Annotated in this window: 13 protein-coding genes; 10 read left to right on the top strand and 3 right to left on the bottom strand. The window is 68.8% G+C overall.

Features of this window, described 5'->3' with window-relative positions:
* The 3 genes from GF405_06525 to GF405_06515 form a co-directional block, all read right to left on the bottom strand.
* The coding region (locus GF405_06525) for a hypothetical protein (protein MBD3367813.1) at nt 1–690 on the bottom strand (690 nt) is incomplete at its 3' end.
* Nucleotides 691–706: 16 nt separating this feature from the next.
* Nucleotides 707–1,261: an ECF transporter S component gene (locus GF405_06520; protein ID MBD3367812.1), complete on the bottom strand. Its 555-nt coding sequence runs from the start codon at nt 1,259–1,261 to the stop codon at nt 707–709.
* Nucleotides 1,262–1,326: 65 nt separating this feature from the next.
* A complete protein-coding gene (locus GF405_06515; GenBank protein ID MBD3367811.1) occupies nt 1,327–1,902 on the bottom strand; it encodes a hypothetical protein in 576 nt (191 codons plus the stop codon).
* 92 nt (nt 1,903–1,994) lie between these two features.
* Here GF405_06515 and hypF point away from each other — a divergent pair, with 92 nt between their 5' ends.
* The 10 genes from hypF (at nt 1,995) to GF405_06465 (ending at nt 11,638) form a co-directional block, all read left to right on the top strand.
* A complete protein-coding gene (gene hypF, locus GF405_06510; GenBank protein ID MBD3367810.1) occupies nt 1,995–4,343 on the top strand; it encodes a carbamoyltransferase HypF in 2,349 nt (782 codons plus the stop codon).
* A 9-nt stretch (nt 4,344–4,352) separates the two neighbouring features.
* Nucleotides 4,353–4,607 carry a HypC/HybG/HupF family hydrogenase formation chaperone gene (hypC, locus tag GF405_06505; protein MBD3367809.1) on the top strand — a complete coding sequence of 85 codons (255 nt, stop codon included), beginning with the start codon at nt 4,353–4,355 and terminating at the stop codon, nt 4,605–4,607.
* Complete coding sequence (hypD, locus tag GF405_06500) at nt 4,604–5,719, top strand: hydrogenase formation protein HypD (protein ID MBD3367808.1); 1,116 nt, start codon at nt 4,604–4,606, stop codon at nt 5,717–5,719. The genes hypC and hypD overlap by 4 nt, the downstream gene beginning before the upstream one ends.
* Nucleotides 5,716–6,729, top strand: a complete 1,014-nt coding sequence (hypE, locus tag GF405_06495) for a hydrogenase expression/formation protein HypE (protein ID MBD3367807.1) — start codon at nt 5,716–5,718, stop codon at nt 6,727–6,729. Before hypD ends, hypE begins: the two co-directional genes overlap by 4 nt.
* A gap of 40 nt (nt 6,730–6,769) precedes the next feature.
* Nucleotides 6,770–7,150 (top strand): hydrogenase maturation nickel metallochaperone HypA, encoded by a 381-nt coding sequence (locus GF405_06490; GenBank protein ID MBD3367806.1) that lies wholly within the window; start codon nt 6,770–6,772, stop codon nt 7,148–7,150.
* A gap of 56 nt (nt 7,151–7,206) precedes the next feature.
* Nucleotides 7,207–7,866, top strand: coding sequence for a hydrogenase nickel incorporation protein HypB (hypB, locus tag GF405_06485; GenBank protein MBD3367805.1), 660 nt, complete (start codon nt 7,207–7,209; stop codon nt 7,864–7,866).
* Nucleotides 7,867–9,033 carry a hypothetical protein gene (locus tag GF405_06480; GenBank protein ID MBD3367804.1) on the top strand — a complete coding sequence of 389 codons (1,167 nt, stop codon included), beginning with the start codon at nt 7,867–7,869 and terminating at the stop codon, nt 9,031–9,033.
* A complete protein-coding gene (gene ccsB, locus GF405_06475; protein ID MBD3367803.1) occupies nt 9,030–9,836 on the top strand; it encodes a c-type cytochrome biogenesis protein CcsB in 807 nt (268 codons plus the stop codon). Before GF405_06480 ends, ccsB begins: the two co-directional genes overlap by 4 nt.
* A 66-nt stretch (nt 9,837–9,902) precedes the next feature.
* Nucleotides 9,903–10,304, top strand: coding sequence for a hypothetical protein (locus GF405_06470; protein MBD3367802.1), 402 nt, complete (start codon nt 9,903–9,905; stop codon nt 10,302–10,304).
* A gap of 68 nt (nt 10,305–10,372) precedes the next feature.
* On the top strand, nt 10,373–11,638 hold the full coding sequence (locus tag GF405_06465) for a histidine--tRNA ligase (GenBank protein MBD3367801.1): 1,266 nt from the start codon (nt 10,373–10,375) through the stop codon (nt 11,636–11,638).
* Nucleotides 11,639–11,662 lie beyond the last annotated feature (24 nt).

Raw genomic sequence — 11,662 nt, 5'->3', positions numbered from 1 at the left:
CGCCGGCGGCTCGCCGACCGCGCGGCTGCCCTCGAGCTCGTAGTTGTACATGGCCCGAAAGCCGCGCTCCATTTTCTGCTTGAACTCCGTCGCCGGGACGTTCCCACCGTCGGGGGTCATCACGCGCCAATCAGACTCCAGGATCTCCTCGGCCTTCAGGGCCTCGGATTCGTCTCCGGTCGACTCCGCCTCCTCTTCGCCCGGGAGGATGGTCTTGGCGAGCTCGGAGAGGGGATGCCCCTTGCAGACGATGTCGAACCCCTTGTAGAAGCCGAACGGGGCCTCGCGGATCTCAAGCTCCTCCTCGGCCTCCATGAGCTCCCTGATCCTCGTGAGGGCCTTCGTCGCGACGCGCGGCGAGGACAGGTCGCTGGAGAGATGCGCGTACGGGTAGAGCATGACGGTCGGTGCGCCGAGCTCCCGCGCCTGGTCCGTGATCGTCTTCGCCGCCTGCGTTGCCACCGACTCGACGTTCCTCTCGTCGGCCTTCTCCGAGGCGAGGAACGCGACGAGGGCCTCGTCGACCGAGCCCTTCATGGCGCTCTCATCGAGCTCGGCGAGTTTCGAGACGGCCGAGGTCTTCTCGGTCACGTGGTAGCTGAAGCGGTCGGCGTGGATCAGGAGCACGCGCATGGTACGTCCTTCCGTGTTCGGCGTCCGGGCCGGGATGTCGGCCCGAGGGGTGGTCATACGGCTCGCGATTGTATCACGCCCGGCGGGTGCGCTCAATCGCCGCGACGAGGCTCGGGATGAGGATGAGCTGAATGAGCATGCCGATCCACCCGGCGCCGAGCGCGGCCAGCGCGGCCGTGACTCCCCGCGCCTCGATGCCCAGAACCGGCGCGAGCCAGACGACGACCAGCACCCAGACGGCGCGGCCCGTGATCATGGCGCAGAGGAGCGCGAGGACGACCGCCGCGGGCGAACGACGGCCCGGGACGACCTCCTCCGCCGGGTCGCCGAGGAGCCGTTCGAAGCGCGGCCGGAGGAGACCCGCGACCAGTCCGTAGGTCGCGAGCTCGAAGAGCATCGGTAGCATGTAGAAGACGGGCGGCCGGCCGGTGACGAGCATCGAGAGGACCGGCGAGCCCGCGCCTACGACGAGTCCGGAGAACGGGCCGAGCAGAAGCCCCGCGAGGAACGCCGGGAGATGCATGGGCAGCAGGATCCTGCCGCCCAGGGGCACCATGTGGAAGACGATCGGGAGCGCGACCCCCATCGCGAGAAGGAGCGCCGTGCCGGTCAGCGTCGCTGTGGTCATCGGACGGTGTCCGGCCGACCGCCGCTCGTGCGGTTTCGGCACCGGGTCGTGGGTCGCCGGGCCTCTCATCGAACCTCCTCGATCTCGAAGAGCTCGTCGTCGGTCGCCTCCCACAGCCTCATCGCGTAGCGCTCCTGGTTCTCGTCGTTGCAGTCACGCCGGATGGAGTCGAAGACCTCGGAGCGGAGCTTCACCACGACCCGACGACCGTCGCATTCCCCCTCCGCCGACATGTCCCGCCGGTCCGTCACCTGGAGCCCTCCGTTCCCGACCGTACACGGCGTCGAGCACTGGAGGCCGTCGGCCGTGCAGGAATACGGGGGCTTCCTGCCCGTGTGGGCGCGGATGTGTACCGTGAAGGGCTCCCGGCCCAGCGCTCGCGTGATGACGTGTCCCATCCTGAGCCCGACGATCAGGAAGGGACCGAGGTGCGTGTGGAACTCCGCGGCGCGGACGACCTCGTCGGGTACGGGCGCACCGTCGATTTCTCGTGGGACTCCTGTCACGGCTGTCCTCCAGAGATGACAACGGAGGGGACGGTGGCGTCCCCTCCGGGAGTATACAGAAGCTGTTCCTGATGTTCCAGTCGTCTGGCGGGAACCCGAGCCCCGTGCACCGGGGGCGACCCCGTGCCTTGCCATCGACGCTTCCGGAACATAGACTGTGGGGAGGCGCCGCGGGGCCGTTTTGGGGCGCCCGCGCTGTCCGCACGAACGCCGGTGGAAGGAAACGGATGTCCGCTGTTCGCTACACCGTCAGAGGCGTTGTTCAGGGGGTCGGGTTCCGGCCCTTTGTCTATCGTCTGGCCCGGAGGCTGGGGCTTTCAGGTCGCGTCGTCAACAGCGATGAGGGCGTGCTCATCGACGTCGCCGGACCGCAGGAAGCGCTCGAGACCTTCGAACGGTCGCTCCGGGACGAAGCCCCGCCGCTGGCGCGCATCGACGCTGTCGAGCGCGGGCCGTCGTCGTTCGAAGGCGACGACTTCGTCATCGCCGCGAGCGAGCGCACCGGTGAGGCCGTGACCCTCATCTGTCCGGATGTCGCGGTCTGCGACGAGTGCGCGGCTGAGTTCGAGGACCCGGACGACCGGCGCTTCCATTACCCGTTCATCAACTGCACGAACTGCGGTCCGCGGTACTCTATCATCCAGGGGACGCCGTACGACCGGCCGGCGACCTCGATGGCCGTCTTCGAGATGTGTCCCGACTGCCGCGCTGAATACGAGGACCCGATGGACCGGCGGTTCCACGCGCAGCCGAACGCCTGCCCGGTGTGCGGCCCGGGGCTCACGCTCGTGGTCCCGTGGCCCGCCGGCGGTCCGGCGGAGCTTCTGACGGGACGACGGTACGTGCGGCTTCCGGAGAGGTTCGACGCGCTCGGTCCCGCCGACGCCGCCCGCCGGCTCCTGAGGCTCGGGGCGATCGTCGGTGTGAAGGGCCTGGGCGGGTTCCATCTGGCCGCCAACGCGCTCGACGCGGAGACCGTCCGCGCGCTCCGGGAGAAGAAGGACCGTCCGGCGAAGCCGTTCGCGCTGATGTGCCGCTCGCTCGAAGCGGCTCGAGCCGTCGCCGAGGCGACGCCCGAAGAGGAGGCGCTCCTCGCGAGCCCGTGGGCCCCTATCGTCCTCCTGAGAAAGCGGTCGGAGCCGGAGGTCCGCCTCCCCGAGAGCATCGCTCCGCGGAACGCGTACGTCGGCGTGATGCTCCCCTACACACCGGTGCACCGGCTGCTCTTCGAGGACGGTCTCGAGCATCTCATCATGACCAGCGCGAACCCGCCCGGCGAGCCGATCGTCGCCGACCTGGACGAGGCGCGGGAGCGGCTTCCGGGTGTGACACGGACGTTCCTCGACCACGACCGCGGCGTCGTCAACCGCAACGACGACTCGGTCACGTTCATCGAGGCCGGGCGCGTTATGCTGGGACGGCGCTCACGCGGCTACGCCCCGTATCCGATCGACGTGCCGTGGCCGACCGCCGATGTGTTCGCCGCGGGCACGGAGCTCAAGGCGACCTTCACCTTCCTGACCAGCGGGCGCGCGTACGTGAGCCCGCATCTCGGGGACCTCGACAACCGCGCGACGCTCGACCTGTACGAGGAGACCGTGACGCGCTTCCGTCGCTGGTTCCGCGTCGAGCCCGACGTCATCGCGCACGACCTGCATCCGGACTACCTCGCCACCCGTTTCGCCGAGGAGCTGTCGGATCGGGAGGGGCTGCCGCTCACGGGCGTCCAGCACCACCACGCGCACACGGCGGCGGTCATGGCGGAGAACGGCTTCGAGGGGCGCGTGCTCGGGCTCGCTCTCGACGGGACAGGCTACGGTACCGACGGCACCATCTGGGGGTGCGAGTTCCTCGACTGCGGGCTTGCGGCGTTCGACCGGGCGGGGCACCTTGGAACCGTGCAACTGCCCGGGGGCGACACGGCCATCCGTCATCCGTACCGCGTGGCGCTCGCGCACCTTCACGCAGCCGGCGTCGAGGACCTGGGCGCGGTGGCGACGGAGCTCTTCCCGATGGTGCCTGAGAACGAGCGCGACCTCGTGGTGCAGCAGACCGAGAAGAGCGTCGGCGCAGTGCGCACGTCGAGCGCAGGGCGGCTCTTCGACGCCGTCAGCGCCATCGCCGGGGTCTGTCACGAGATCAGCTACGAGGCGCAGGCGGCCATCGAGTTCGAGTCCCTCGTCGGCGAGCGCGCCGGGAGGACCTATCCGATCGAGTTCACGGAGGACGGCGTGCTCGTCGTGGATCCCGGCCCGATCGTCCGGGGCGCGCTCGAGGACCGCCGCGCGGGCGTCGAGCCGAGTACGATCGCCGCGGTCTTCCACGCGACCGTCGTCCGGTTCTGCGCCGAGGCTGCGGAGCGACTCGCTGCGGCGCGGGACCTCGACAGCGTCGCGCTGTCGGGCGGCGTCTTTCAGAACCGCTTCCTGCTCCGCGAGCTCATCGCGGCGCTCGAGGAGCGCGGACTCACGCCGCTCGTCCACAGAGACGTGCCGACCAACGACGGCGGCGTCTCGCTCGGGCAGGCCGTCGTGGCGTCCGACCGGGCGCGCGCCGGGCGTCTCCAGAGGGGGTAGGAGAAGAGAATGTGTCTTGCCGTTCCAGGACTTGTCCGTGAGGTCGACGGGACGCGGGCGAAGGTGGACTTCGGGGGCATCACCCGCGAGGTCGAGCTGAGCCTCCTTCCCGACACGGCCGTCGACGACTACGTGCTGGTGCATGCGGGCTACGCCATCGAGAAGGTCGACCGCGAGTCCGCGCTCGAGACGATGCGGCTCTTCCGGGAGATGGCCGAGGCGGCCGACAGAGGGCGGTCGGAACCTGACGGGACCGACGTATGAAGGAGCTGCTCGACTTCGAGGCGTTCCGTGAGGGGCCCGAGGCCGAGGGCCTCGTCCGGCGCGTTCGCGAGCTCGTCGATGGGCCGACCGCGCTCATGGAGGTCTGCGGCACGCACACGGTCGCCATCGGCCGTGCCGGGATCCGTTCGCTCGTCCCGGAGGAGCTCAGGCTCCTCTCCGGACCTGGCTGCCCCGTCTGCGTGACGCCCCTGGGCGAGATCGACCAGACCATCGAGGCCGCGCGGCGACCCGACGTGACGGTCGCGACCTTCGGAGACATGATGCGGGTCCCCGGCTCGGAGTCGTCGCTCGAACGCGAACGGGCCGCGGGCGCCGACGTTCGCGTCGTGACCAGCGCCCTCGACGCCGTGAAGCTGGCGTCCGAGGAGCCGTCGCGCGAGATCGTCTTCATCGGCGTCGGGTTCGAGACGACGTCGCCGACCGTGGCGGCGGCGCTCCTCGAGGCCGAGCGGCGCGACGTTCCGAACGTCTCCGTCTTTCCCTTCTTCAAGCTGGTCCCGCCGGCGCTCGAGTTCCTGGTCGGTGTTCCCGACCGCGCGCTCGACGGCTTCCTCTGTCCCGGGCACGTGAGCTCCATCATCGGCTCGAACGCATACGAGCCGGTCGCCCGCGAGGCGGGCATCCCGTGTGTGGTGACCGGGTTCGAGCCGCTCGACATCCTCGCGGGCATCGTCATGCTCCTCGAGCAGGTCCGCGACGTCCGGTCCGGCGGCGCCGCCCGCGTCGAGACGCAGTACAGTCGCGCAGTCCGTCCCGAGGGGAACCCGACCGCGCGGTCGCTGCTCGACGAGACGTTCGACACGGCGGACGCGGAGTGGCGCGGCATCGGGGCGATCCCCGCAAGCGGCTACGTTCTCAGCCAGGACCTGATGCACCGCGACGCCGCCGCGAAGCTCGGCATCGAACGGCCCGAGCCGGCCGAACCCGAGGGCTGCATCTGCGGGGCGATCATGCTCGGTCGCAAGCTGCCGGGCGACTGCCCGCTCTTCGGGACCGACTGTACGCCGAGAGACCCGGTGGGGCCGTGCATGGTAAGCTCGGAGGGGTCGTGCGCCGCGCACTTCCGCTACGAGCATCGGAGGAGCACGTGAAGTCGAACGACACGATCACGCTGGCTCACGGGAGCGGCGGCCGCCTGATGCACGAGCTGGTCGAGGGGCTCATCGCGAGGGTCCTCTCGAATCCGGTGCTCGACGAGCTCGACGACGCGGCCGACGTCTCCGGACTGGTCGAGCCGGGACGCCTGGCCGTGACGACCGACTCGTTCGTCGTCCAGCCGCTGTTCTTCCCCGGAGGAGACATCGGCACCCTCGCGGTCGCCGGGACGGTCAACGACCTGGCGGTGAAGGGCGCGCGACCGGTCGCCCTGACGCTGGGCCTGATCGTCGAGGAGGGGCTCGCCGTCTCCGACCTCGAGCGCGCACTGCGCTCGGTCGCGGAGACGGCGAAGACGGCCGGCGTCGTCGTGACCGCCGGCGACACGAAGGTCGTCGAACGCGGTTGTCTCGGCGGGCTCGTCCTCAACACGGCCGGGCTCGGGTTCATTCCCGAGGGCGTCGAACTCGGCGCCGCCCGCGTCCGTGACGGCGACGCGGTCGTCATCAGCGGCACGGTCGGCGATCACGAGACCGCCATCCTCGTGGCGCGTGAGGGGTTCGAGATCGACGAGACCATCGAGAGCGACTGCGCTCCGCTCCACGAGATCGCGGCGACCATTCTCACGGCCGCGCCCGGGGCACGCGCGATGAGAGACCCGACGCGCGGGGGCCTGGCGACCACGCTGAACGAACTCTCCGCCCGTTCCGGCGTCGGCATCGAGATCGAAGAGGCCGCGGTCCCGGTGCGGAGGGAGGTCCGTTCGGTGACCGATATCCTCGGGTTCGACCCGCTCTTCATGGCGAACGAGGGGAAGGTCGTCGCCGTCGTGCCGGCCGACGAGGCCGAGCGCGTGGTCGAGGCGCTCCGGACGCACGACCTCGGTCGAGACGCGGCCGTCATCGGACGCGCGGGCGGTCCGCCAGGCGTCACGCTCAGAACGCGCGTCGGCGGAGCGAGACCGCTTCTCATGCTGGAGGGCGTCCAGCTTCCGAGGATCTGCTGAGGAGCGACGAGGTTCCGATGCACGGCGGGAGAGGAGCCGAATGCACGAGCTGTCCATCTGTCAGAGCATGCTGGAGATCGTCGACAGGACGATGGCGGAGCATCCGGGCGCGAAGCTCCTTCGCATCTTCCTCGACGTGGGGAAGGGCTCGACGATCGAGCCGGTCCTTCTGAGCGAGGCGTTCGACGTCATCACGACGGACGGGCCGTACGAGGAGACGAAGCTCGTCGTGAACGAGATCCCGTTGGCCGGGCGCTGCAGGTCGTGCGGCAGCACGTTCGAGTATCAGGAGGTGGCGCTCGGTTGTCCGAAGTGCGAGTCGGTCGACATAGAGATCACGTCCGGACTTGAGCTCGCCATCCGCGAGCTCGAGATCGACGAGAACGGTGCCGGGGACCCCCCCGGAGGCGATGCTGAGTAGGAGGTCGGGCTCGCGGAGCCCGTCCGTGGTTCACCTGTCACACAGTGAGGAAGAACATGGCAAAGGTCGATGTCGGAAAGAAGATCCTGAGCGAGAACGACCGCGTCGCGGCGAAGAACAGAGAGACGTTCGACGACGCCGGCGTACTGGTGCTCAACTTCATCAGCTCCCCGGGTTCGGGGAAGACGACCCTTCTCGAGACAACGCTCGACCGGCTCCCTCAGGACCTGCGGGTACTCGTCATCGAGGGCGACGTCAGCACGACCCGCGACCTCGATCGCGTCAAGGCGCACGGCGCGACCGGCGTCCAGATCAACACCGGCGGCGGATGCCATCTGAGCGCGAAGATGGTGGCCGAGGTGTTGCCGGAGCTCGACGTCGAGCACGCCGACATCATCTTCATCGAGAACGTCGGGAACCTCATCTGTCCGTCGACGTACGATCTCGGCGAGGACGGCAAGGTCGTCCTGCTCGCCACGACCGAGGGCGACGACAAGCCGATGAAGTACCCGACGATCTTCTACGAGTCCCGCCTGGCCATTCTCAACAAGATCGATCTGCTGCCGTACCTCGACTACGATGTCGAAAAGGTGCAGCGGGAGGTCGAGGTTCTGAACGCCGACTGCGAGCTCCTTCAGGTGTCGGCGCGTTCGGGCGAGGGCATCGACGACTGGATCTCGTGGATCACAACACGTCTCGAGGAGAAGCGCAGTTAGATGCTGGAGAATCCCTCCATCGCCATCGTAGCCGGCGCCGCTCTGGCGACGCTGTTCGTCGCGTTCGTGCCTCCGGTGCGCCGCTGGCTCGTCTCCATGCGGACAGCCGTGTGGCTGCTCGTGGCGGTCGCCGTCCTTTCGATGGCGGGCGTCCTCATCGGACAGAACTTCCCCGAGGCGGCCTACGTTGAGCGGTACGGGCACGTCGTGGGGCTTGTTGTCGTCAGGCTTGGACTCCACCGGGTCTTCTCGACGTGGTACTTCGCCGCGACGCTCGCACTCCTGACGTTCTCTCTTGTCTCCTGCGCGCTGGCGCGAATCGCCCGCGCCCGGCGGTCCGTCTCGGCGAGCTCGCTCGGCTCGTTCCTTACGCATCTCGGAATCGGCGTTGTGCTCGTCGGCGGTCTCGTGACATCCGTGTGGGGCTTCCGGTACTCCGGCGAGCGGTTTCTTGCGCCGGGCGACGTCATGGAGGTCCCCGAGGGCGGTTTCTCGATCCGGGTCGAGGAGGCCCGGACGGAGTTCACCGGCGAGGGGGCGCTCTCCGAGTACGTGTCGGTCGTCACGGTCATTGAGAACGGCGAGGAGCTCCGCACCGAGCGCATCGAGGTCAACCACCCGGTCATGCATCGCGGCATCGGCATCTACCAGCACGAGATGCTGCCGGCGCCCGACTCGTTCAGCACGGCGCTCGTCCGTGCCGTTTTCGAGGACGACGCGGGAGACACGTGGCACGAGGAGTTCCTGATCGCGCCGAACGTCACGGTGCAGGTGCCGGGGACCGACCTGACCCTGAAAGCGTTGGAATTCATCGGTCATTTCACATACGATATCAACACTCGAACCGCCGCTCCGGCTTCGCCGTTCCACCGGAACCCGGCGGTTCGCGTGCAGGTGGCGGGGGCTGGCCATCCTGTGACCGAGCGGTGGCTCTTCCTCGGCGACCGCGGCCACGGTGACGGGGGGCTGCCGGTCCACCTGTACCTGCTCGACTACCGGCCCGATTTCAGTTCGGGGCTGACTCGCTTCCAGGTGTCCCATCAGCCGGGCACGCCGGTCATGTACGGCGGGTTCGCCGCGATTTCCCTCGGTATCGTGCTGCTCTTCTGGTTCCGGCGGCCGCCGGCCGGGCGGAGCGGGCGCGAGACGGGAGGTGAGACCCCGTGACGCAGAGTATTGATATGCTCCTCTTCTGGGGCGCGTTCTGGTGCTATCTCGCTGGGACGGTGACGGCGTCGATCTACATCGGCACGAGGAGCGGGGCCGTGCGTCGGCTCACCTTCGTTCTGACGATCGCCGGACTGGCTCTCAACACGGCGGCGCTCGTCGCACGGGGTGTCCAGGCGGGACACCCGCCGATCGCCAACCTGTTCGAGTACCTCTCGCTTCTGGCGTGGGCCTCGGCGCTCGGACTCCTGCTGGTCTGGCGGAGGAAGGGGCTCGAGCTCCTGACGATACTGGCAGCGCCGCTGGCGTTCGGGCTCATCGTCATCGCCTCGCTCTTCCCGACCCGGATCGACCAGCAGCTCATTCCGGCGCTCCAGAGCCACTGGCTCTGGATCCACGTGTCGCTGGCGGTGCTCGGCGAGGCGGCGTTCGCGGTCGCCTTCGTCGCATCGGTGCTCCATCTCATCCGCGGCGACGACGGGTCGAGCCGGCTTCCGAGCGCCGATGCGCTCGACCGGGTAACGTATCGCGCCATCGGCATAGGTTTCCCGCTCTTCACGATCGGCGCGCTCTTCGCGGGCGCGGTCTGGGCGCAGCGCGCGTGGGGCAGCCCGTGGTCGTGGGATCCGAAGGAGACGAGCTCGCTCATCGTGTGGCTCATCTACGCGATCTACCTCCACGTCAGGCTCGTACGCGGCTGGCGGGGCACGGTACCGGCGATCATCTCGATCGTAGGGTTCGCGATGACGATCTTCACGATCTTCGGAAGTATGATCTTCGGCGGGCTGCACTCGTACGGGTAGCGGCGGCGTCCAGGGCACGCGGCGTCGGGGCACCGGCCCGGCCGAGGCGCGCGGACGGAGGCGGCTGTGAGACGAGAGACGGAGCGCCGACTGACAGCATGGGTGCCCGCGGCGGCGTACGTCCTGCTGATCTTCGGGGTCTCGTCGATCCCGCAGCTGCGGCCGGTGCTCGGCCGGTTCAGGTTGAGCGACAAGGTATCGCACCTGGCCGAGTACTCAGGGCTCGGGGCGCTCGTGCTCTGGGCGTTCATGAAGACGCTGCCCGAGCGCAGGCGCCGGTGGGCGATCGCGTACACCGTCGCGCTCGGAGCAACCGTCGGGATTCTCGACGAGCTCTACCAGACCACCGTCCCCGGCAGGCTCTTCGAGGGACTCGACTGGGTGGCCGACGTCGTTGGGACGCTCCTCGGCGCGATCGTGGCCGCCGTCGTCTACAGGAGCATGAGAGCGAGACGGGAGCGAACATGACGGGGTGACGGCCGTGTCGGGCACCGGGGCGGCGGCCGTCCTTCTTGAGACACGGGATGGAACCAGGGATGAAGTACAAGGCGCCGAGAGGCACACAGGACATCCTGCCCGACGAGAGCTGGAAGTGGGGCCTGGTCGAGCGGGTCTTCCGCGAGACGGCCGAGCGCTACGGGTACCGCGAGATCCGCACGCCCGTCTTCGAGGAGACCGAGCTCTTCACACGCGGCATCGGCGACTCGACCGACATCGTCCGCAAGGAGATGTACACGTTCGAGGACCGGAAGGGGAGAAGCCTGACCCTCAGGCCGGAGGGAACCGCCGGTGTCGTCCGCTCGTTCATCGAACACTCGATGGGGCGAAGCGCGCGCGTCACGAAGCTCTATTACCTCTGTCCGATGTTCCGCTACGAGCGGCCGCAGGCCGGCCGTTACCGTCAGTTCTGGCAGTGGGGGCTCGAGGCGATCGGTTCGGAGAGTCCGGGCGTGGACGCCGAGATCATAGGGTTCTCGGTCCGCATCTTCGAGAGCCTCGGTCTCCGCGGCGTCGCCGCGCGCGTGAACAGCGCCGGGTGTCCGTCGTGCACCCCGGCCTACAACGAGCTCCTCCGGACGGAGCTCGGGGGCAGACTGGACGCGTTCTGCGATGACTGCCGCGAGCGGTACGAGCGCAACCCCCGGCGGATGTTCGACTGCAAGAACGAGACGTGCCTCGAGATCCTCTCGGACGCACCGTCGATCCTCGACGCGCTCTGCGACGAGTGCGCGGCTCACTTCAAGACCGTGCAGGACCTGCTGGGCCGGTCCGGCGTGACCTTCGAGGTCGACGCCTCGCTCGCCCGCGGGCTCGACTACTACACGCGGACGGTCTTCGAGGTGCACCACGATGCCCTCGGTGCTCAGAGCGCGCTCTGCGGCGGCGGGCGCTACGACGGGCTCGTCGAGGAACTCGGAGGCAAGCCGACCCCGGCGTGCGGCGTCTCGGCCGGCGTCGAGCGCGTCATCTCGGCGCTCCAGAGCGAGGGGGCGTTCGAGGGCGGGGAGCCCCGGCCCGACGTCTACATCATCGCCGTGGGCGACGACGCGGAGCATCGGGCGGCCGAGCTTGCGGCCGAGCTGCGTGGGGCCATGAGCGTCGAGCGCGACTACCAGTCGCGAAGCCTCAAGGCGCAGATGAAGGAGGCGGGGAAGCTCGGAGCGGCGCGCGTCGTGATCCTCGCCGAGGACGAGATGGAGCGCGGCGAGGCACAGGTCAAGGACATGGAGTCCGGCGAGCAGGAGAGCGTGCCGCTCGAGTCGCTCGCCGATCACATCAAGGCAGGTGGGGGAACGACGTGACGAGCGCACTGGAACCGATGGGCG

This window comes from Candidatus Effluviviaceae Genus V sp. (assembly GCA_014728125.1).
In the GTDB taxonomy this organism is placed as follows: Bacteria; Joyebacterota; Joyebacteria; order Joyebacterales; family Joyebacteraceae; genus WJMD01.
Note: the sequence above shows the minus strand (reverse complement) of the source record. Positions and strands in the feature narration are given on the sequence as shown.

Bases quoted from the DNA above. Each gene is read 5' to 3' on its own strand.
- GF405_06480 (MBD3367804.1), top strand. From the start codon at position 7,867: ATGCTGGAGAATCCCTCCATCGCCATCGTAGCCGGCGCCGCTCTGGCG.
- GF405_06520 (MBD3367812.1), bottom strand. From the start codon at position 1,261: ATGACCACAGCGACGCTGACCGGCACGGCGCTCCTTCTCGCGATGGGG.
- hypD (MBD3367808.1), top strand. From the start codon at position 4,604: ATGAAGGAGCTGCTCGACTTCGAGGCGTTCCGTGAGGGGCCCGAGGCC.
- hypF (MBD3367810.1), top strand. From the start codon at position 1,995: ATGTCCGCTGTTCGCTACACCGTCAGAGGCGTTGTTCAGGGGGTCGGG.
- GF405_06465 (MBD3367801.1), top strand. From the start codon at position 10,373: ATGAAGTACAAGGCGCCGAGAGGCACACAGGACATCCTGCCCGACGAG.
- hypC (MBD3367809.1), top strand. From the start codon at position 4,353: ATGTGTCTTGCCGTTCCAGGACTTGTCCGTGAGGTCGACGGGACGCGG.
- hypB (MBD3367805.1), top strand. From the start codon at position 7,207: ATGGCAAAGGTCGATGTCGGAAAGAAGATCCTGAGCGAGAACGACCGC.
- GF405_06490 (MBD3367806.1), top strand. From the start codon at position 6,770: ATGCACGAGCTGTCCATCTGTCAGAGCATGCTGGAGATCGTCGACAGG.
- GF405_06515 (MBD3367811.1), bottom strand. From the start codon at position 1,902: ATGGCAAGGCACGGGGTCGCCCCCGGTGCACGGGGCTCGGGTTCCCGC.